The organism is Streptomyces sp. NPDC026092 (assembly GCF_040638605.1).
Classification (GTDB): domain Bacteria; phylum Actinomycetota; class Actinomycetes; order Streptomycetales; family Streptomycetaceae; genus Streptomyces.
Map to the genome: position 1 here is coordinate 57710 of NZ_JBEZYN010000007.1, position 19017 is coordinate 76726.

20 protein-coding genes and 3 pseudogenes are annotated in these 19017 nt (G+C 69.7%); 16 read left to right on the forward strand and 7 right to left on the reverse strand.

The annotated features are described in order from the left end of the window. Nucleotides 1-44: 44 nt before the first annotated feature. Nucleotides 45-2411 (reverse strand): isoamylase, encoded by a 2367-nt coding sequence (locus AB0F56_RS13570; protein ID WP_362008036.1) that lies wholly within the window; start codon nucleotides 2409-2411, stop codon nucleotides 45-47. A 292-nt stretch (nucleotides 2412-2703) separates the two neighbouring features. On the opposite strand from AB0F56_RS13570, the gene AB0F56_RS13575 reads away from it, so the two are divergent. From AB0F56_RS13575 to AB0F56_RS13590, 4 genes are all read left to right on the forward strand, one after another. After that, entirely contained in the window at nucleotides 2704-3390 is a 687-nt protein-coding gene (locus tag AB0F56_RS13575) for an NAD(P)-binding domain-containing protein (RefSeq protein ID WP_362008038.1), read from the forward strand. Nucleotides 3391-3460: 70 nt separating this feature from the next. After that, on the forward strand, nucleotides 3461-4081 hold the full coding sequence (locus AB0F56_RS13580) for a TetR/AcrR family transcriptional regulator (RefSeq protein WP_362008040.1): 621 nt from the start codon (nucleotides 3461-3463) through the stop codon (nucleotides 4079-4081). Between the two features lie 358 nt (nucleotides 4082-4439). Further along, nucleotides 4440-5915 (forward strand): AAA family ATPase, encoded by a 1476-nt coding sequence (locus AB0F56_RS13585; protein ID WP_362008662.1) that lies wholly within the window; start codon nucleotides 4440-4442, stop codon nucleotides 5913-5915. Beyond that, a complete protein-coding gene (locus AB0F56_RS13590) occupies nucleotides 5912-6370 on the forward strand; it encodes a CBS domain-containing protein (RefSeq protein ID WP_362008042.1) in 459 nt (152 codons plus the stop codon). The genes AB0F56_RS13585 and AB0F56_RS13590 overlap by 4 nt, the downstream gene beginning before the upstream one ends. 498 nt (nucleotides 6371-6868) lie before the next feature. Here the strand turns inward: AB0F56_RS13590 and AB0F56_RS13595 are convergent, their stop codons facing one another. Both AB0F56_RS13595 and AB0F56_RS13600 read right to left on the reverse strand, forming a co-directional pair. After that, complete coding sequence (locus AB0F56_RS13595) at nucleotides 6869-7432, reverse strand: hypothetical protein (protein ID WP_362008045.1); 564 nt, start codon at nucleotides 7430-7432, stop codon at nucleotides 6869-6871. 249 nt (nucleotides 7433-7681) lie between these two features. Beyond that, nucleotides 7682-8260, reverse strand: a complete 579-nt coding sequence (locus AB0F56_RS13600) for a WbqC family protein (RefSeq protein WP_362008047.1) — start codon at nucleotides 8258-8260, stop codon at nucleotides 7682-7684. 71 nt (nucleotides 8261-8331) lie between these two features. Between AB0F56_RS13600 and AB0F56_RS13605 the strand changes: the two genes are divergently transcribed. Genes AB0F56_RS13605 through AB0F56_RS13620 form a run of 4 tightly spaced genes read left to right on the forward strand, consistent with a single transcriptional unit; the run spans nucleotide 8332 to nucleotide 10997 of the window. Further along, the gene (locus AB0F56_RS13605; RefSeq protein WP_362008050.1) at nucleotides 8332-8517 is read left to right on the forward strand and encodes a hypothetical protein; all 186 of its coding nucleotides are present in this window, start codon (nucleotides 8332-8334) and stop codon (nucleotides 8515-8517) included. After that, the gene (locus tag AB0F56_RS13610) at nucleotides 8514-9350 is read left to right on the forward strand and encodes a phosphotransferase (RefSeq protein WP_362008053.1); all 837 of its coding nucleotides are present in this window, start codon (nucleotides 8514-8516) and stop codon (nucleotides 9348-9350) included. The genes AB0F56_RS13605 and AB0F56_RS13610 overlap by 4 nt, the downstream gene beginning before the upstream one ends. Before the next feature lie 32 nt (nucleotides 9351-9382). After that, on the forward strand, nucleotides 9383-10468 hold the full coding sequence (locus AB0F56_RS13615; RefSeq protein ID WP_362008056.1) for an NAD-dependent epimerase/dehydratase family protein: 1086 nt from the start codon (nucleotides 9383-9385) through the stop codon (nucleotides 10466-10468). Between the two features lie 22 nt (nucleotides 10469-10490). Beyond that, nucleotides 10491-10997, forward strand: a complete 507-nt coding sequence (locus tag AB0F56_RS13620; protein ID WP_362008059.1) for an NTP transferase domain-containing protein — start codon at nucleotides 10491-10493, stop codon at nucleotides 10995-10997. A 113-nt stretch (nucleotides 10998-11110) separates the two neighbouring features. Here the strand turns inward: AB0F56_RS13620 and AB0F56_RS13625 are convergent. After that, nucleotides 11111-11284: pseudogene (locus AB0F56_RS13625) on the reverse strand (sulfite exporter TauE/SafE family protein); the annotation flags it as partial. 77 nt (nucleotides 11285-11361) lie between these two features. Here AB0F56_RS13625 and AB0F56_RS13630 point away from each other — a divergent pair. Next, a complete protein-coding gene (locus AB0F56_RS13630; RefSeq protein ID WP_362008062.1) occupies nucleotides 11362-11574 on the forward strand; it encodes a hypothetical protein in 213 nt (70 codons plus the stop codon). Between the two features lie 16 nt (nucleotides 11575-11590). Here AB0F56_RS13630 and AB0F56_RS13635 read toward each other — a convergent pair. Both AB0F56_RS13635 and AB0F56_RS13640 read right to left on the reverse strand, forming a co-directional pair. Beyond that, nucleotides 11591-11869 (reverse strand): annotated as a pseudogene (locus tag AB0F56_RS13635) (sensor histidine kinase); the annotation flags it as partial. A 257-nt stretch (nucleotides 11870-12126) separates the two neighbouring features. After that, nucleotides 12127-12363 (reverse strand): hypothetical protein, encoded by a 237-nt coding sequence (locus AB0F56_RS13640; RefSeq protein WP_362008065.1) that lies wholly within the window; start codon nucleotides 12361-12363, stop codon nucleotides 12127-12129. Nucleotides 12364-13019: 656 nt separating this feature from the next. On the opposite strand from AB0F56_RS13640, the gene AB0F56_RS13645 reads away from it, so the two are divergent. From AB0F56_RS13645 to AB0F56_RS13670, 6 genes are all read left to right on the forward strand, one after another. After that, nucleotides 13020-13760, forward strand: a complete 741-nt coding sequence (locus tag AB0F56_RS13645) for an alpha/beta hydrolase (RefSeq protein ID WP_362008068.1) — start codon at nucleotides 13020-13022, stop codon at nucleotides 13758-13760. Nucleotides 13761-14035: 275 nt separating this feature from the next. Then, nucleotides 14036-14491: a hypothetical protein gene (locus tag AB0F56_RS13650; protein WP_362008071.1), complete on the forward strand. Its 456-nt coding sequence runs from the start codon at nucleotides 14036-14038 to the stop codon at nucleotides 14489-14491. A 72-nt stretch (nucleotides 14492-14563) separates the two neighbouring features. After that, on the forward strand, nucleotides 14564-15010 hold the full coding sequence (locus AB0F56_RS13655; RefSeq protein WP_362008705.1) for a hypothetical protein: 447 nt from the start codon (nucleotides 14564-14566) through the stop codon (nucleotides 15008-15010). Next, nucleotides 14992-15609: a transposase family protein gene (locus AB0F56_RS13660; protein WP_362008665.1), complete on the forward strand. Its 618-nt coding sequence runs from the start codon at nucleotides 14992-14994 to the stop codon at nucleotides 15607-15609. The genes AB0F56_RS13655 and AB0F56_RS13660 overlap by 19 nt, the downstream gene beginning before the upstream one ends. 494 nt (nucleotides 15610-16103) lie before the next feature. Further along, nucleotides 16104-16319, forward strand: a complete 216-nt coding sequence (locus tag AB0F56_RS13665) for a hypothetical protein (RefSeq protein WP_362008074.1) — start codon at nucleotides 16104-16106, stop codon at nucleotides 16317-16319. After that, the gene (locus AB0F56_RS13670) at nucleotides 16306-16752 is read left to right on the forward strand and encodes a DUF6325 family protein (RefSeq protein WP_362008077.1); all 447 of its coding nucleotides are present in this window, start codon (nucleotides 16306-16308) and stop codon (nucleotides 16750-16752) included. Before AB0F56_RS13665 ends, AB0F56_RS13670 begins: the two co-directional genes overlap by 14 nt. 445 nt (nucleotides 16753-17197) lie before the next feature. Here the strand turns inward: AB0F56_RS13670 and AB0F56_RS13675 are convergent, their stop codons facing one another. Beyond that, nucleotides 17198-18169: a formylglycine-generating enzyme family protein gene (locus AB0F56_RS13675; RefSeq protein ID WP_362008080.1), complete on the reverse strand. Its 972-nt coding sequence runs from the start codon at nucleotides 18167-18169 to the stop codon at nucleotides 17198-17200. 335 nt (nucleotides 18170-18504) lie between these two features. On the opposite strand from AB0F56_RS13675, the pseudogene AB0F56_RS13680 reads away from it, so the two are divergent. Beyond that, nucleotides 18505-18948 (forward strand): annotated as a pseudogene (locus AB0F56_RS13680) (MFS transporter); the annotation flags it as partial. Between the last annotated feature and the right edge of the window lie 69 nt (nucleotides 18949-19017).

Consider the following 19017-nt stretch of genomic DNA (forward strand, 5'->3'; position numbering starts at 1 on the left):
CTGAGGGGAGAGGGGAGGCGTGCGGGTGCCCGCCTCCCCGACAGCTACTTGGCGATCAGCAGGAGGGTGGAGCGGCCGTTCAGGCGGTAGACGGTCCCGGCGCCGCCGATCAGCGCCTCGCCACCCGGTTGGGCGAACTGACCCGCGCCCTCGGCCCAGGTGGACGTGTCGGTGACGCGGTACCAGTTCTTGCCCGCGCCCGGGGAGGGGAGTGTGAAGTCGACAGCCCCGGACCAGCCGTTGTAGCCGACATAGACCGCGCTGTTCGGGTCGCCGAGTTCGGTGCCGTCGTAACGCCAGGCCAGAGCGTGGTTGTTGACATTGCTCCAGTACGCGCCGTCGGGCGCCGCCCCTGCCGGGGTGAACCAGTCGAGCTGGCCCATGCCGTTGCCGTTGCCGTCCGAGGCGTTGTAGAAGGCGGCCGGGCGGAGAGCGGGGTGGGCCTTGCGGAAGGCGATCAGGCGCTGTGCGTAGGTGCGGAACGTGGACTGGTCCGATGTCCAGGACGTGCTCAGCCAGTTGGCGGACGAGTCCAGGTTGTAGGGGTTGTTGTTGCAGTTGACCGAGCGCAGGTACTCGTCGCCGCCGGTCATCATCGGGGTTCCGGCGGACAGCATCAGCAGGGCCAGGCCGTTGCGGGCGGCCTTGCGCTGGTCGGCGGCGATGCCGGCCTGGTCCCAGGAGAGGTTGTGGTCGGAGCCGCCGTCGGACGGTCCGTACGGCCAGGCCTGACCGTTGTTCTTGGCGTTGCAGCGGTACAGGTCGGCGAGGGTGAACCCGTCGTGCGCGACCACGAAGTTGACCGAGTTCCAGGGCGCCCGACCGCTCGATGCGTACAGGTCGGAGGAACCGGCGAAGCGGGTCGCGAGGTCGCCGGGGGTGACGTTCTCGTTGCCCATGGCGTTCTGGTCGCGGCGCACGGTGTCGCGGAACTTGTCGTTCCACTCCGACCATCCCGCGGGGAAGTTGCCGACCTGGTACGTGCCGCTGCCCAGAGCCCAGGGCTCGGCGATCCAGTCGGTGCCGGAGCCGCCGCCCGCGGGCCGCGGGGGCATCAGGGCGGTGATGCGGTTCAGGGCGGTGTTCGGGTCGGTGCGGCTGTACTGGAAGCAGCCGTGCTCGCAGGTGTTGCCGAGGACGGGAGCAAGGTCGAAGCGGAAGCCGTCGACGCCCAGGGTGTCCTTCCAGTGGGCGAGCGAGTCGGTGATCAGGTTCCTGGTGACGGGGTTGTACGTGTTGAGGTTGCCGTTGACGCCCGTGTTGTCCCAGGACGCCTGCCTGTCGCTGGTCAGCGAGTAGTAGGTGGGGTTGTCCAGGCCGCGCAGGTTGAACAGGCTGTAGGTGTTCTTGTCGCCCGCGGTCCACGGCCCGCCCTCGGCGGCGTGGTTGTACACGACGTCGGTGAAGACCTTGATCCCGGCGTCGTGATAGGCCTTCACCATCTCCTTGAACTCGCGGGTCGGTCCGCCGGGGCTCTTGTCGGCGGCGTAACGGCGGTCCGGGGCAAAGAAGTTGAGGGTTTCGTAGCCCCAGTAGTTGTCGCCCGCGGTACCGGTGGAGTCGACGTCGTTGGTGTCGTTCTGGGCCTCCTGGAGGGGCAGAAACTCCACCGCGGTCACCCCGAGGGCCGCGAGGCCGGCGGCCTTGAGGCCCGCGCCCTTGTAGGTGCCCTGATAGGGGGCAGGCACGGATGGGTCGTTCCTGGTCAGCCCCCTGACATGCACTTCGTAGACGATGTCGTCCTTCAGCGCCCGGGTCGGTCTGCTTCCCGTGCTCGTCGCGTCGGCCGCCAGCACGATGCCCTTGGGTGCCTGCGTCCCGTTGTCGACCGCGCGGTGCGCGGGGCCGGTGCCGTAGACGGTCTTCGAGGGGCCGCCCGGGGTGAGCGGGTCGTGGCTGAGTTCCAGCGCGTACGGATCGGTGAGCAGCTTGTTCGGGTTGAACCGGTTGCCCGCGCCGTCCACATCCGAGACGAAGCCCACCGTGGAGCCCTTGGTCCACGCCGCGTCGTACGGCCAGTTCGGGCCCCAGGCGCGGTAGCCGTAGTGGACCGGGCCGGTGATGCCGTACTGCTGGCGGATCGTGGCGACCGGCACGGTCACGGACCAGACGCCCGTGCCGGAGTCCTTGGTGAGCGTGAGCGCGGCGGCCTCGTGGACTCCGGTGGCCGCCGTGTAGAGGTACAGCTGGATGCGGGTGGCGCGCGAGGAGTGGATCCGGAACTCCACATTGGCGCCGGTCGCGTCGTACCGCGCACCCAGCGGACCGCCGACGGCGGCCGCGGCGGGCGTGACGAGGGGCACGGGGACGACTGCGCCGGTGAACGCGGCCGTCGCCGCGAGGCCGACCGTCGCAGCGCGCAGAACCGTGCGGTGCTTTCTCCGGGGGCGGGCAGGGTGGAACGCGGACATGGCGGCTCCTGAGGGCAGGCAACGGGAAGCCTTCGGCGTCGTCCCGGACGCCGCTGGCTGAAATCCCTTGCTGAATCTTGCCGAAAATTAGTGCAGCCATCTGCGCGCGTAAAGACCCGCCGCACAGCTTGTTCCAGCGCGACAGCGCCAACCCCCGCCCACTCTCCAGAAGGCGCCTCCCTGCCCACCCCTTGCAACCGAGGCGGTCCTTGCAATACCGAACCGCTCGGTTTAGATTTCAGGAGCACGATGCCTACTGTCGTGTCTCATCACTCCCGGAAGGACCTCTCCCGTGCGCTACGCAGTTCTCGGCACCGGCATCGTCGGCCGGACCATCGCAGCAAAGCTGGCTTCCCTCGGCCACGAGGTCGTCATCGGCACCCGCGACCCGAAGGCGACGCTCGCGCGCACCGAGCCCGACGGCTACGGAAACCCGCCGTTCGCCCAGTGGCTTGCCCTGCATGACCGGATCCGCTTGGAGGCCTTCGCCGACGCCGCCTCCTGGGGCGAGACGGCCGTCAACACCACCGCGGGCGCCGGCAGCCTGCAGGCCCTGGAAGCGGCCGGTGCGACGAACCTGGCGGGGAAGGTGCTCATCGACATCGCCAACCCGCTGGACTTCTCCCAGGGCGTGCCCCCGTCGCTGAAGCCGGTCAACACCGACAGCCTCGGCGAGCAGATCCAGCGCGCATTCCCCGACTCCAGGGTCGTGAAGACCCTCAACACGATGAACTCGCAGATCATGGTCGATCCGACGCGCGTCCCGGGCGACCACAGCGTGTTCGTCTCCGGTGACGACCCGGGCGCCAAGCAGGCCGTCACCGACCTGCTCGTCTCCTTCGGCTGGCCCGAGAGTAGCGTCCTCGACCTCGGTGACATCAGCACCGCCCGCGGCGCGGAGATGCTGCTGCCGATCTGGCTGCGCCTGTGGGGTTCGCTCGGCCACGCCGACTTCAACTTCCACATCGCCGGCGCCTGACGAGGAGCTGATCGGCCGCCGGAAATCCGTACCGAACCGCTCGGTGCGGATTTCGCCTTATCCTGACGGGATGGGTGATACGGAGAGCAAAAGTGCCGGGCGGCCGCGATCGGCCGAGAAGGACGCCGCCATCCTCCAGGCGGCGCTGGAGCTGCTGGCCTCGCACGGCTACACGCGCATGAGCCTCAGCCAGGTCGCCGCCGCCGCGCAGGTCAGCAAGTCCACCATCCACCTGCGCTGGAAGACCAAGGCCGACCTGCTCACCGCCGCCCTCGCCGCTCTGCGCATGGCCGACGCCCCGCCCACGAGCGGGGACACCCGCTCCGACCTGATCGCCATCCTGCAGGACTTCGCCGCTACCGTCGAACGCGTGCGCGGCATGGCTCTCATCGGCACCTGCCTCGCCGAGGAGGCCCACACCCCCGAACTCCTCACTCTTCTGCGTGAACGGACCGTCCTGCCCAGGCGCGCCCTGTTGCGCGAGGTCCTCGAACAGGCCCGCGACCGAGGCGAGATCCGCTTCGGGACCGACCTCGAAGCAGCCGTCTCCGCGCTTCTCGGCCCCTTCTACGCCGACTACATGGCCGGACGTGGCGGTCGTGCCGACTGGGCAGAGGCCGCCGTCGACCTTGTCCTGGCCGGCCTGCCCCCGACGAGCAGTCAGGGCCCTTCCTCCGGCACAACGGAGTGACGTCGTCATCGGCGGGAGGTCCGCCACGGCAGGCGCGCTCGTCGCGGCCCGCGTGCGCGATGGAACAACCTGAGGTACTTCTCTGAGGGGAAGCGGTGCGCTCCCCTGCGGATACGCCCGCACGCCCGTCCGTCCCGTCATCGCACGGTTAAGGAGGCGGTCGCCATGGAGCCAGCCCTCGAACCGGCATGCGTCCCTTCGGAGTTCGTCCGGAAACCACGGAAGAGCGCGGCCGAGGAGCGTCCGGGTGACTGAACCGGACGACACAAGGGGGCAGGCCACGGCGGGCCGTCCGGATCACGAGGACGCGCTTGGGGCGGGCACCGGGCTCGACACCGGCTCGCTCCCGCGGGCCGAGGTGATCGAGACCCACACGGCAGTCGTACTCTTCGTCGGCGATCGCGCCTACAAGCTCAAGAAGCCGGTCGACCTCACGTTCCTGAACTACACCGCCGTGGCGGCACGGCGGACCGCGTGTGAACGTGAGGTCGCGCTCAACCGGCGCTTCGCGCCCGACGTCTACCTGGGCGTGGGCGAGATCCGTGCCCCACACACAGAGGCACCTGAACCTCTCGTGGTGATGCGCCGTATGCCGGCGGACCGCCGTCTGTCCCGGCTCGTGCGAGAAGGGGCGGACGTCGGCGACTGCCTGCGGGCAGTGGCCCGCCTCCTCGCCACCCGGCACGCGGACGCACCCCGCACAGCGGACGTCGACGCCCAGGGCACGCGGGACGCCCTGTCGTCGCGCTGGGAAGCGAGCTTCGCACAGGTGCGCGACCTGGTGGCCGAAGGCATGGCCCTGCCCGACGGCTTGGAGGAGATCGAGAAGCTGGTCCGAAAGTACCTCACCGGCCGGGACCCGCTGTTCGACATGCGCGTCGGGCAGGGCCGTATCGTCGACGGGCACGGCGACCTGCTCGCCGAGGACATCTTCTGTCTCGACGACGGCCCGCGCGTCCTGGACTGTCTGGAATTCGACGACCACCTCCGCTACGTCGACGGTCTCGACGACGCCGCCTTCCTGGCCATGGACCTCGAACAGCTCGACGCACCGGAGTCGGCGGCCTCTTTCCTCACCTGGTACAGCGAGTACTCCGGCGATCCCGCGCCCCCCTCCCTGCGCCACCACTACGTCGCCTACCGTGCCTTCGTCCGCGCCAAGGTCTCCCTGATCCAGGCACGCCAGGGTGCTCCCGGCGCGGAGTTCGCGGCGCGGCGACTGATCGCGGCGACCCTGCGCCATCTGCGCACGTCCGCCGTCGGCCTGACCCTTGTCGGCGGCCTCCCCGGCAGCGGCAAGTCCACGCTCTCCGGAGCGCTGGCCGACCGCCTGGGTGTCACGCTGCTCAGCAGCGACCGCGTACGCAAGGAACTCGCCGGCATCCCGGCGGACCAGCCCGCCGCCGCCCCGTACGGCGAGGGCCTGTACACACCGGAGTGGACCACCAGGACGTATGCGGCCCTGCTCGATCGCGCATCCGCCCTGCTGTCTTGCGGCGAGTCCGTCGTACTGGACGCCACCTGGTCGAACGCCGCACAGCGCGAGGCCGCACAGCGCATGGCCGAACGCACCAGAGCCGACCTCGTGGCCCTGCACTGTCACGCCCCGGAGGCGACGGCGGCTGCGCGCCTGGAAGCCCGCACGACCGGACCGTCCGACGCGGACTTCGACGTGGCGATCGCCATGGCGGAGCGCGAGTCGCCGTGGACCGAGGCCGTCTCGGTCGACACCAGCGGCCCTCTGGAGGCCGCGGTCGACCGTGCGCTGGCCGCGGTACGCCCGTACGGCACGGGCCCTCTGGTCTTCCGCCGCCCCTACCTGGAGGCGGGATGAAGGTCTCCGAGGTCATGAGCCGTCCGGCGGTCTCCGTTCCTGCGGGGACACTCCTGGGCCAGGCCGCCCGGGAGATGGCCGGGTACGAGGTCGGCTCAGTCCTGGTCACGGAAGGCGGAACGCTCCGCGGCATCGTCACCGACCGGGACCTCGCGGTGCGCGCTGTCGCCCGTGGATGGGACGCCGACGAGAGGGTGGACTCGGTGATGACCTCACCCGTGATCACGGTCGACGTCACCGACGACATCCACGTCGCCTACCAAACCTTCCGCAGGTCCGGGTTCCGCCGCCTGCCCGTCCTCGACGGTCACCGGATCGTCGGTGTCCTGACCGTGGACGACATGCTCATCGACGTCTTCCAGCGCCTGGCGGACCTGCTGGGTCCGATCGCGTGGAGCGTCCTCGAGGAACCGCCCGAGCCGCCCTCGGCGAGCACGGGACCGAGCGGGACCTGACGATCCGGTCGGCCACCGTCCTCGTGGCCCCCTGGGCGCCTGGCGTCACAGAACGTCACGGCCAAGAAGCGAGCGGACGGGGAAGCACACTGCTCGACCGCCCGCCTCCCCGCCCCCAAGGGGCGCGGGGGGTCCGAGACCTGCGGGTTCCATGTGTGAGTCAGCCTCGTCCAGGACCGAGATGGAGCGCGGCCAGCCGTGGCGGACGTCGGCGCATCTGCGAAGTCGCAGCTCTGATCGAAGAGTTGGATCGAGGCGTGCGCCGTGGAGGCCTGTTGGCCCGCCACTCGTTTGCGTGTCGGCTCGCCGCCGCCACGGGCCATCGGTCAAGGAGCCCAACCCGTGACCAAAATCCGGGCCATTCGCGGACCAGCCGCCTGCGGCCTGGCCGAATCGAGGTCGTTTCCGCTGGTCAGCGGCCATACGAGGCGTGCACCACCAGTACCCGAAGAAGGTGCTGGGAGGCGACACCACGAGCATCCGCGGCAGGGTCCACGATCACGGCCTCCATGGTGGGTCCAGACGCGCCCGCCTACGCAAGCAGACGGGCGCCGGATCGTCCGCCATGGCCCCCTTGGCATTCGCGTCCCGCAGGATCGTCTTGAGTACCCGGAAGATGTTGACCTGGTTGCCCCGGCCGACCCCGTCGCCCTCCATTTCGTCCAGGAACCGTTCGACCACCATCGGGTTGACTGAGTTCAGCTTCCGCGCTCTCAGACGCGGAGCGATGTGGACGTTGATCGAGCTGTCGACGTGCTCCCCCGTGGAATAGTCCGTCATCCGGCGCTGCCGCGGCCGCCACTGCCTGGCGTACTCCTCGACGGTTAGTTGCCCCAGTTCGCGGCGGGCCGCCGCCACGGACGGCGCCGTGGTCTTCTTCTCCGCATACAGATGCGTGAGGCGTTCAATCGCGTCGTTCTGCGTGGCGTAGCCGGACTCCTCACGCTGCTTGCCGAGCGCGTCGCGGAAACAGATCGAGTACGGGTGGGGGCAGCGGGTGGGCTTGGAGCAGCCGCAGTCCTTGAAGAAGGACCCCATGCCGCGGGCGAGCTGTCGGGCCATGTACGCACCATCCGTTCCAGCCCAAGAACCCACTCAGGCGCCGCACTGTAGGTCGCAGGTCAGCAAGCGGGGACACGTCCGGGACGCATGCTGACCGTTTACTGACCTGAGGGGGGGCACATGATGCCCCTGACCTGCGACAACACCAAATAGTCAGATCTTGGACTTGCACAGCTCTGCCCGCCGCAGGTCAGGTCACGCCGTGCTGGGCTCGCGAACCACGACGGCACAGAACAGAAGCAGCGCGTCTCACGCCAAGCCCACGGGCGACCGGTGGCAGGACGCGATGGCTTGTATTTCGTCGGCCACTGCTGCAACCCCGGCGGTCATGAGGGGCCGCACGGAGCTCGCTTCGCGAGCGTCCCTCCAAACGCCGGTGTTGGGAGTCACGAAGGGCACAACGCTCAATCCATGTACGTCGAACGGCGCGGTGGCCAGGTAGCGCATTCCACCGGGTCCGCACAGGTAGCCGCGCGCGCCCGTGACGGCGGCGAGGTCTGCGAGCCGCTCCGAGCGCTCCGCCCGGGCCGGCAGGCGGCTGCTCCGCAGAATGCGCCCCTTCCACCCCAACAAGCTGAGCAAGAGCCTCGTGGACTCCTCGGCGACATCGGCCACGCTCCCGCCCCCGAACCGGTGAAGCACCGGGTCCAGCCCGTAGCGGAGCATCGGCCAGTCGGGACTCTTCGCGTAGTACTGCGTCAGCATGTGGGTGACGCGCCGACGAGCCAGCTGCGGGTCGACCACCACCGCGTCCTTGATGAGGGTGGACCGGCCGTGTGGCAGGTGGGTGGGAACGGAGAGCCACTGGAGCCGGGACGGGCTGGACATGCTCCCGAGGCGGGCACGGTGCTGAAGAGGAAGGGGTTGGTGCCGTTCTGTTCGCCGCACACGGCGAGACCGTGATCGTCGCGCACACCCTGCTCCTGGTGCTCCCGATCGGTTCACCGGCCGGGTTCGCGGTCTCCCATGGGTCCATCACCCGCTGGCAGTACCACCTCAACCGACTCGGGCAGGGACGGTGGATGCTCGACCGCCACAACGACACCGAGCACCTGGCCGCCTTAGCGCAGGAGGCCGCCTCGTGATCACGTTGTTCGACGACCCGCGTCTGAACCTGGCCCGTGGCGCGCTCGGAGCCGTTCGGGTCGTGCACGACCCGCTCCTCCCGTCCCGAGTCCTGCGCCTGGTCGACGCCGAGGGCAACGAGTTCTTCGCCAAGCAGCACAGCGAGCGCGACCGGTACGTCCGAGAGCTCCGGGCCTATCTCGCCTGGGGAGCCCACTTGGTCGGCCACACCCCCCATGTCGTGGGTCAGCAGGACATGACGTGCACGCTGCTGCTCACCGCCGTTCCCGGCATACGGGCGGACACACTCGCACCGGGATCGCCCGAGGACGAACTGGCCCACTACGAGGCCGGTCGCGTGCTGGGCAAGCTGCACCGCGCCACCTCGGTGCCGCCCAGCGGAGCCGTCGGCACGGAACTCGCCCAGCGACTGCGCGACTGGATCGCCCGTGCGGACCGGGCCGGCCTCATCTCCGCGGTCGAACGCAACGGCCTGAGCCACAGCGCCGACGACCTGGCGAACACGCCCATGGACAGCGCGGCATGCCACCTCGACTACCAACCGCGGAACTGGCTCGTCGGTGACACCTTCGGGCTGTGCGACTTCGAGCACATGCGCCGCGACGCCCGCATCCGCGACTTCGCCCGGCTCGAGTTCCGCCGCTGGCAGGCAGCACCCAACCTCCGCACGGCCTTCTTCGCCGGGTACGGACAGCCGCTGAACGACACCGAACAGCGGCTGCTGGAGTCCTTCGGCGCGATCGAAGCCGTCACCGCCCTGGTGCGTGGACACGAGCAGGACGACCCCGCCCTCAGCACCCACGGCCGCACCGTGCTGGCCCGCCTCTCCTGAACGTCTCCCTTCGCCACCTTCTGGAGATTCCCGTGTCACAGAACTCGCCCGTCCACCTGACCACCACCGTCCCGCGTCGGGCCGTCGTAACCGGCGCCGCCGGCTTCATCGGCTCCCACCTCGCGCGCGCCCTCGTCCAGGCCGGCGCCATCGTCATCGGCGTCGACCGGCGCGACCCGGCGACCGACCCCACGGCCGCCGCCAACCTCGCCGCTCTGCAGGGGATCCCGGGATACATGCACGTCACCGCCGACCTCCTCAGCTGTGCGATCGAGCCGCTTCTCGTGGAAGCGAACGCCGTCTTCCACCTGGCCGGTATCCCTGGGGTACGCCCCTCCTGGGGACCGAAGTTCAGCGACTACGTCGCCTCGAACATCCTCGCAACCCATCGCGTCATGGACGCCGTCGCCCGCATGGGCGTGCCCAGACTCGTGGTGGCTTCGTCCTCCAGCGTCTACGGCGCCACGGACGGCGGTGCGAGCCTGGAGACCGACAGGCCCCAGCCGACGTCCCCGTACGCGGTCACCAAGCTCGCCGAGGAGCAGCTCTGCCTCGCGCACTCCACACAGGCCCACTGCCCGACCAGCGTCGTCGCCTTGCGGTACTTCACCGTCTACGGACCCCGGCAGCGGCAGGACATGTTCACACGCCGTGCCCTCACGGCGGCCCTGACCGGTCAACCACTCCGTCTGTACGGTGACGGTCACCAGCGCCGGGACTTCACGTACGTCGACGACGCAGTCTCGGCCACCATCGCCGCGGCCACCGTCCCGACGGCGCAGGGTGTGATCAACGTGGGCGGCGGTTCGGGCGCCTCCCTTCTCGAAGTGATCAGCATTGCGCGCAGCCTCACCGGGCACGAGGTCCAGGTTCACCAGGAGCACCCTCGCAGCGGCGACGTCCTCACCACTCGTGCCAACCGGGGCCGCGCCCAGGAGGTCCTGGGCTGGAAGCCCCAGATCGACCTTCACAACGGCATGCACGCCCACATGCAGGCTCTGGCCTCCGAGCTGCACGCGGCAGAGCCGAGGAGCCATGGGTTGCGCTCGCTCGACGACTCCGCCGCCCCGACCACCCGAGCCGACCTGGCCCTCCTCCCTCGCCCCACCCATTCCTGACACTCACGAACGGGAGTACGCCGTGGCCGCCACCACGACCGCACCACCGAATACCGCACGGCGCCATCATGTGGCGTTTCCGGGAAAGCCCCTCGCTCAGCTCGGGGACAAGCCGCTCTGGCACGTCCACCAGCGCTGTCTGGAGGCCGAGCGTCTCGACGGCGTGGTGGTCGCCACTGATGACGAGCGCATCGAGAGGGTGTGCCACGAGCTGGGCATCGAGTGCATGCGCACGGACCAGCACCTCACCGGTACGGGCCGCGTCGCGGAGTGCGCGGCGCGCCTGCCGGCAGACGCGTACATCAACGTCCAGGGCGACGAACCGTTCATCTCCCCTGCCGCTATCGACGCAGTCTCCGAAGCCCTGGAACACCTCGTACCTCGCGGTGAACGCGTACACGGTGTTGGACGACGGCGGGATGCCCTGGGCATCGGACAGCACGTAAGGCTTGCTGCCCTTATTGCCACGATCGACCGGGTTCGGCACGGTCAGCGATCCCCCGTTACCGTCTGCGTGGCCTCGCAATGAGGCTCCCGGCCTTCGGTCCCGGTATGACTTGAGCCCCCAGCCGGGCGCGGCGGGTTCGGGGCTTGCCATCGCCAGCGCGGACTATGCGGCGGTCCCGGCGACGGTGTGATGGTGAAGGTCGCGGCGAGAGTGGCCGGTGCAACACGGGTGAGGAGCATGCCGCGCGCGGCGAGGATCGGACCGAGCAGAGAGCCGCGGGCGGGGCACAGGGTGCGCAGGCACAGCCACGCCCCGAGTGGCAGCAGCAGGGCCGCGACCAGCATCCGGAAGGTGCCCGGGCCAGGGAGATGAGACGGCGAAGCGGCCCGTGCCAAGGCCGGCAGTACCTCCCCAGCCTGTGCGCAGCGTGGTGTGGTGGAACCCTATGCACACGTCGTTCGACGCAGCCGGTGACCTCGACGAGCTGAGCGAACTGTTGGACGAGGGAGCCCTGCACGCCGGGTTCCTCCTCACCCGACGCGCGGTCGCGGTCGGCGACCTGCGCGAGCTGCAACGGATCTCCGACGCCGGGTACGACGAGGCCGGGAGCGAGCTGGAGCGGCTGCTGGAGGCATCGGCTGACAAGAACCGGGACTGACCCCGGCCCGCCCGTGTCAGGTGGTCGTCTCGGCCGCCAGGTCCGGGAGGGACGGTGGGGAGCCGTCGACCATCCGCAGGCTCACCGTCATGGTCAGGCCGCCGCCGGGGGTGTCCTCCGCCGTCAGGGTGCCGCCCATCGCTTCCACGAAGCCCCGCGCCACTGCCAGGCCGAGACCTACGCCCGATCCGCGTGGGACGTCGCCGTAGCGCTGGAAGGCGCCGCAGATGCGGTCCTTGGCCTCGTCGGGGACTCCGGGCCCGCGGTCGACGACCCTCAGTTCGACCCGGACACCGAAGCGAACAGGCCCACCACGACGCCGCCCTGGCCACCCGGCCAACAGGCGGAGTTCCCGGAGACGCTGGGGTGGTTCAGCGCGCTACCTGCGCGGAGCCGCGTCCTGCGGATCCGGCTGCATGACACCTGCCTGCGGGCGCTGCGCAGGCGTGTCACCGGCACAGCGCCGTGGCGGTCCGCCCCCGTCGCCCAGCCACAGACGTCTCCGGCGGCGGAGACCTTGACTGACCCGCCGTCTCAGGAGCCCCGACACGGTCAGGAGTACCAGTCGGCCTCCGTCGGCCGCGCCCGCCGGGGCACCTCCCGGGCGGCCATGGGCATGCGTTCGCCACCCGCAAGCAGGGTGCTTGCCGGATCGTCGCCAAGAGCGCCCGGGAGCGTCACCTCGACCTCGATGCCGCGAGGCGGCTCGGTGGGCAGGATCGTGGTCATCACCGCCTTCTGGGCGTGGTGGCCATGGGCGCGGGCGGCGGCGACCTGCTTCCCGTCCACGAGGAGCTCCAGCTCCCGCCTCCCACCTATCCGCAAGCCCACGGTGACCGAGCAGCCGGCATGCTCGCAATGAAAGTGATACTCGCGGCCCATGATCGCCTCCCTGAAGTGCCCTGCAGCAAAGCCCTTCCCTCCAGCGTGGCACCGGACGGTGGCTACGTCAGCCCTAAATCTCGCTCCCGCGGTCGCCACCGCTACGCCACCTCTCCCAACGACCGCATCACCGTCGCCGAGCACCGGAGGGCCTGGCGTCGTTCCTCTCGGACACTGAGCCCCCGCCAACTTGAAGTAGCAGGTCAAAGGGCTGGTGTGATCGGCGCTCAGGGTGCTCACGCTGGTCATGGGCGGCTGTCTGCGCAGTAGATCGTCCGTCAGCGGTTGGTTGCCGGTTTTCCGATGCTCGAAATCGGTGGCGGACGTGCGCTTCCCGACCAGTGACAGGCGTGACTCCGACGCCGTGGTGTTCCGCCGCAGAGCCTCCTCAAAAACCCGTTGGCGGAACCACGGCAGCCACTGCTACGTTTCCGGAGGCCGTGCAAGAGAGCGAGGAGGTGGTACCCGTGAACGTATCGACATGGGTGCTCCCCTCCGGGGTCACGGTCGGGCGGTAGGTCGTCCGGGAGCGCCGTTCCATGGCACTCCCGAAAGGCATGACCATGCAATTCACTTCTGAACAGCGTCTCGACGACGCTGTCCTTGAGCGCGAATTCACCCTCGGCGAGATCCCCGGCATCCTGTGGACGCCCGGATCTGCATCCGCATCCGCACCGGCGCCGCTGATCCTGCTCAGCCCCCCTCCTCTCGGGCTGCGCAAGATGTACCCCCGGCTGCTGGCCCGGGCCCGGCACTCCGCGGCGGACGGCTTCGCCACGGCCACCATCGAGCTCCCCGGAAGCGGCGACCGGCCCCGCCTGCCCGCAGCCGAGCAGGCCGTCGCCGACCTGCGCCGGGCTATGGAGGCCGGCGGCCCGGTCAGCGACGAGATCATCGACGCCCTTATCCTCCCCCTGGTCGACAAGGCGGTCCCGGAATGGCAGGCCGCCCTGGACGCCCTCCTGTCGCTGCCCGAGATCGGCGGCCCGGTCGGGTACTCGGGGGGAGTGATCTCCATCGGGACCCGGCTGGCGGTGGTCGAGCCGCGTATCTCGGCCGCTGTTCTGTTCGCCGGGAGTTTCGTCCCTCGCGCCATGTTCGAGGAGGCCCGCCAGGTCACCATCCCTCTGCACGTCCTGCTGCAGTGGGACGACGAAGGGAACGACCGGCAGGCGGCCCTGGACCTGTTCGACGCCTTCGGCTCCCAGGAGAAGACGCTGCACGCCAATATGGGCGGGCACACCGGCGTCCCGCAGTTCGCGGGGGACGCCGCGGCCCAGTTCTTCACCCGACACCTGAAGTGACGCCGGGCCGTCAGGCCACCAGCAGACGGTAGCCGTGTTGGCCAGGATGCTGCTCATCTAGGGACGGGTCCCAGCCCCCCTCGGCTCCCTACACCACGGGCCCCTGCCAGACTCTTGGCAGGGACCCGTGCTGCCCGAAGCCATGAATTGCTCGACGTCTGCAGAGCTTCGAGTGCTGCCCAAACCCGTGTACAGGCGCTGTCGGCTCGTGAACAAAGCCACTCGATCACACCCATTTCCGGAAAACCCCATCAACGGGCTTCTACGATCTGTGCATGCTGGATCCCGAGCTGCTGGAACGGATCACCGCGCGGCGCGCGGAACTGGACGAACTCGAAGAACGGCTGGCCAAGGAGCTGGCGGAGGTGCGGGCTGAGCGGGATGAGCTCGCTGTCGCCGAACGGGTCCTTGAACGGGTGTCCGGGCAGCTCGCCGAGGAACGCGCCTCAAACCTGCCGGCGCCCGGGCAGGTGGCCGGACGAGCGGTGATGCTGATCCCGCACCGCGAACCGGGCGTGGAGGAGAGCACGCTGCCGCCGGACTATCAGCGCATTCTCACCGTTGTGCGGCAGGCCGCGGGACCGGTCATGGCCCGCGAGGTCGGCGAGGCGGTGGGCGTCGACATCCGTGTGCGGGCCAAGCTGGAACCGCTACGCGGCAAGCTGGTCAGACTCGTCGATCGCGGCTGGCTGCGGAAACGCCCCGACGGCCGGTTCACCACGCGCCTGTGACCAGGGGCACCGCCGCCCGGAGCGGTGCGGCACGGGCGTAACCAGGTTGCCCCCGGCGGCCGTTGGAATTGTGTGACGAATACCAAGAAGCACGCCGAGGACACCTGCCCGATTGTCTACCAGTGCCGTCTGTCGCTGTCCACGCGCACCGTCAACCACCTCGCCGATCTGCTCAGGCGCCATCTGAAGGCGATCAGGTCCCGGTGGCGGATCCTGCCACCGGGGAAGATCGCGGTGATCGTCCTGGCCGTACTTCGCCACGACGAACGTCTGGCCGACATGGCAGGCGGCAACGACGTGTCCGAGTCCACCGTCCAACGCCGGCGGGACGAGCTGATCGCCCTGCTCGCCGCCCAGGCGCCGCGCCTGGACCGCGCCCTGAAGAAGGTCGTCAATCAGGGCGGGGAGGTGGTTCTGATCGACGGCACCCTCATCCGCACCAGCGCCGCACCGGACCGGCCGACCGTCGCAACTACTCCGGCAAGCACCGCAGCCACGGCCTGCACTTCCTCGCCCTGACCGACGAGAACGGCCGCCTGATCTGGATCTCCGCCGCCCGGCCCGGCCGCACCCACGACAACACCGCCGCCCGCCACGACCACATCCTGGCCCACCTACGTGCCGCCGGCCTCGGCGCTCTGGCCGACCTCGGCTTCCGCGGCCTGGACAACGACATCCGCGACCCCGTGATCGTCACCGGCTACACCGCCAGCCGCACCCACAAAGTCACCGCCGGTCAGAAGGAAGCCAACCGCGTCCTCGCCGTCGGACGCGCACCGGTCGAGCACGGCTTCGCCCACCTCAAGAACTGGCGGATCCTCACCAAACTCCGTACCGATCCCGCCCACGCCACCCAACTCCTGCGTGCTCTGCTCGTCCTGACGAACCCTCAACCGCCAGGGACACCACCGCGACGCTCTTCCCGAGACGTTTCACCTCGCCCGGCTCGGCCGCTCGCTCTGGGTCCGCCAGGTGGTCCGCCAGGACGAATTCGCTTCGGAACAGGAAAGGTGCCTTCTCCCAGACGAGAACATCGCGTACCCAGCGGCCGTATCCGCGCCGCCACTTGGCGGACAACCCCGCCACCTCGCCGTCGACCACCCGGATCGCCCCCTTGAAGGAGTTCGGCTGACGGCGGATCCAACGTCGACGCGCCAGCACTCCAGTCATCAGGAAGACAATCACGATCAGGTTCACTCCCAGCACGGCAAGCAATGCGATCAGCATGCTGCAAGTCTGCTGTGGACCTGAGCAGTGCGCCTCCCAGCCGCAGTCGGGGATGACACGGCAGCTCGGATGCCGCAGCGTGCGCCCAGGGAGGCGCCTCGGGTGTAGTGGGCGGGACGTGTGCCGATGCGGGTGTCGATGGCTGCCGGCGTGCGCGTCGGTGTACGCCGCCCCTCTCTGGGCGACAACCGATGGAGGCCACTGATGCCGCCCGTGATGCCGCCCCGCCGCACCACCCGCAGACGGCATCTGCCTCCTCCAGTCCCGGACTTCAGCCAGGATGCGGGCCCACAGCTACCGTGCGAGGCTGGCACGTGGGAAAGCCTGCCGAGGGACCCAATCCGACGAGCGAGGACCGATCCCGATCACGCGCGCGGGGCCGGCCATGATCGCCGACGCCTTCTGGCCGCCCTTCCACCTCTTCGGGGACACCGTGCCCATCGCCGTCGACACTTTTGTCATGTGGGCGCTCTGCGCCGGACCGGCCGAAGAGACAGGCAACTCCGACCGTGAGGCCTCTGACCCGTCGGCTGCCGAAAAGGCCCCCATTCTCGAACGGGTGCTCATCGAGAGAACGGAACGCAGACATGACATCACCTGACACCGACGAACTGGGACCGGTCGACTACGTCGTGGTCGAGTTCCCGCCGGCCACCTCGCACTTCACCGGCGAGATGGCCGAAGAACTCGACAAGCTGGTCACCTCGGGGACGATCCGGGTCCTGGACCTGGTCATCCTGACGAAGGGGGCAGACGGCGAGATCGACGTCATGGAGGTCGATGCCCCAGACAGCGTCGGCGAACTGCGCGCCGCGGAGGCGCAGCTGGCCGGCCTGCTCGCCGAAGAGGACGTCGTCAACCTGGCCGCCGCCATGGAGCCCGGCACGACAGCGGGCGTGCTGGTCTGGGAGAACGTGTGGGCGGGGCCCTTCGCCTCCGCCGCACGCCGCTCGGGAGGCCAGCTCATCGCCAACGGACGTATTCCGATCCAGGCGATCCTGGCCTCGATCGAAGCCGACGAAGAAGGAGAATGAGATGCCTATCGGACCGATGCGCAGAGGGCGACGTGGGGTCATCGGCGCCCCTGTCGCTCGCACGGCGGCCGTCGCCGGCACGGCAGCTGTCGTCGCCCATGGGGTCGGCCGCCGCAGTGACCGCCGGGAGGACCGCCGGGACGACCGTGAAGACCGCCGGGAGGACCGCCGGGACCGGCGCTGATCCGAGCCTCACCGGCCGACCCAGGTCACACGAAGTGGACCCGCGCGGCCAGGGGCGCCGTGCTAGGCCGCGACGCACGCCGGGACCGCGACTCCCGCCAGGAACAGGTGGTCGAGCCCGTCCGGTGCTCCGGTCGCATTGCGGACCGTACGGCCGGGGCGAGCGATCCGGGCGTGCGCCCGCGTGCCTGCCGCAGTCCCCGCGGAGCGGGTCGACCAGCGCGAGTGACCCCAGCATCGCAGAGGGGGCCCTCCGTGTCGGTCATCCATCAGCCGGGCCCGCGCAACGGAAGCCGATGTTGCCGGTGGAGGAGTCGGGCGTGTTGGGCATCCGGGCGGAGACCCGGTAGCGGCGGCAGTACGAGGCGTGGCAGAGGTAGGAGCCGCCGCGAAGGGCGCGCGCGGTGCCGGTCGGTGGGCCGGCCGGGTCCTCGCGGGGGCCAGTGGCGTGCCAGACGGGGTCGAACCAGTCGGCTGTCCACTCCCAGACGTTGCCAGTCATGTTGTGGAGCCCGTAGCCGTTCGGGGGGAAGGCGTCCACGGGACAGGTGCCGAGGTAGCCGTCCTCAAGGGTGTTCTGGTCGGGGAAGGATCCGTTCCACACGTTCATCCGGTGCCGGCCGTCCGGGCGGAGTTCGTCGCCCCACGGGAAGGGCTGCTGTTCGAGCCCGCCGCGGGCGGCGTACTCCCACTCGGCCTCGGTGGGCAGCCTTCGGCCGGCCCAGGTGCAGTACGCGAGGGCGTCGTTCCAGGACACGTGCACCACCGGGTGCTCCGTGCGTCCGTCGAGGTCGGAATCGGGGCCGTGCGGGTGCCTCCAGTCGGCGCCGAGTACCTCGCGCCACCACGGGGCGGCGGCGACCGCCCGGGTGGGCGGGAAGTCGTCCGGCAGCAGGCCGCCGAAAACGAACGAGGCCCCGTAGCGCTCGGCATCGGTGACATGCCCGGTGGCGGCCACGAACGAGGCGAAGCGGGCGTTGCTGACGCAGTGCGGTTCGATGCCGAAAGGGCTGACCCGGACCCGCCGCACCGGACCCTCGCCGTCCGCGGCGTAGGCGAGCGCGTCATCGCTGCCCATCCGGAACCAGCCACCGTCCAGCCGGATCGGTCGCGGGCCGGCGGAGGGCACACCGGACGGCTCGGCCGGCCGTGTCGAGAGAGCCGAGGCTTCCGGATCACCGGGCGTCTCCGGGCGGCGGCCGGGGGTGCAGCAGGAGGAAGTGTCTCGTGTCATGTGCTCCGCTTCTCCGTTTCCTGGTGGCCGAAGGAGTCCACGTCGTGCATGGTCTATTCCTCGCATACCGGACCGGCTGCCGCAGTTCAGGGCTGTCGCGTCATCGAGAAGCCTGCCTGAGCCGCCTCCGTGCGAACCACCCCACGAGGCACCGGCACACGGCCCATCCGCCAAGGGCGGACGAGGCCGTCAACGACGTGGTCAACAAGGCGGTGACCCACTTCGTCGAGAGCGACAGGTTCGAGACCATGTGGACCGATGCCAACCGCGCCGCGCACAACGCGGTTGTGCACGCGTTCTCCGGCCACGGCCGGGGCGCGGTGGACGTCAGCGACGGCACCGTCACATGGGATGTCGGCACCACCGCAGAGACGGTCAAACAGGAGTGTGGAAGTCGGCGGCGTACGGAACGCCGTCACCAACCTCGGCGCCTCGATCGGTACGGCACTCGCCGGATCGATCATGCTCGCCACACTCACGACGTCCTTCCTGACCTCCATCGAGGCGAACCCCGCAGTCCCGGACAGCGTCACGAGCCAGGCGACCGTCCAGCTCCAGAGCGGCGCGCCGTTCCTGTCCGACGCCCGGCTCGAGACCACTCTCGACGAAGCGGGCGTGAACCCGGAGCAGTCCCAGGCGGCGGTGGACGCGAGCGCCGAGGCCAGGATCGACGGCCTGCGCGCGGCGCTCGCCATCCTCGCCCTCGCCGCGCTCATGCCCTGTTTCTTACCCAGCGGATCCCGTTGGCCCAGCCTCGATCGCCGGAGTCGTCGCCTTAGCCGCTGCGCGCATGCGTGGGCCGGGCCGGACACGCAGCATGGAAGCACGGCCGCCGGGACCGAGGCGGG

Bases quoted from the DNA above. Each gene is read 5' to 3' on its own strand.
- AB0F56_RS13570 (WP_362008036.1), bottom strand. From the start codon at position 2,411: ATGTCCGCGTTCCACCCTGCCCGCCCCCGGAGAAAGCACCGCACGGTT.
- AB0F56_RS13580 (WP_362008040.1), top strand. From the start codon at position 3,461: ATGGGTGATACGGAGAGCAAAAGTGCCGGGCGGCCGCGATCGGCCGAG.
- AB0F56_RS13590 (WP_362008042.1), top strand. From the start codon at position 5,912: ATGAAGGTCTCCGAGGTCATGAGCCGTCCGGCGGTCTCCGTTCCTGCG.
- AB0F56_RS13595 (WP_362008045.1), bottom strand. From the start codon at position 7,432: ATGGCCCGACAGCTCGCCCGCGGCATGGGGTCCTTCTTCAAGGACTGC.
- AB0F56_RS13600 (WP_362008047.1), bottom strand. From the start codon at position 8,260: ATGTCCAGCCCGTCCCGGCTCCAGTGGCTCTCCGTTCCCACCCACCTG.
- AB0F56_RS13630 (WP_362008062.1), top strand. From the start codon at position 11,362: ATGCACACGTCGTTCGACGCAGCCGGTGACCTCGACGAGCTGAGCGAA.
- AB0F56_RS13645 (WP_362008068.1), top strand. From the start codon at position 13,020: ATGCAATTCACTTCTGAACAGCGTCTCGACGACGCTGTCCTTGAGCGC.
- AB0F56_RS13650 (WP_362008071.1), top strand. From the start codon at position 14,036: ATGCTGGATCCCGAGCTGCTGGAACGGATCACCGCGCGGCGCGCGGAA.
- AB0F56_RS13665 (WP_362008074.1), top strand. From the start codon at position 16,104: ATGATCGCCGACGCCTTCTGGCCGCCCTTCCACCTCTTCGGGGACACC.
- AB0F56_RS13670 (WP_362008077.1), top strand. From the start codon at position 16,306: ATGACATCACCTGACACCGACGAACTGGGACCGGTCGACTACGTCGTG.
- AB0F56_RS13675 (WP_362008080.1), bottom strand. From the start codon at position 18,169: ATGACACGAGACACTTCCTCCTGCTGCACCCCCGGCCGCCGCCCGGAG.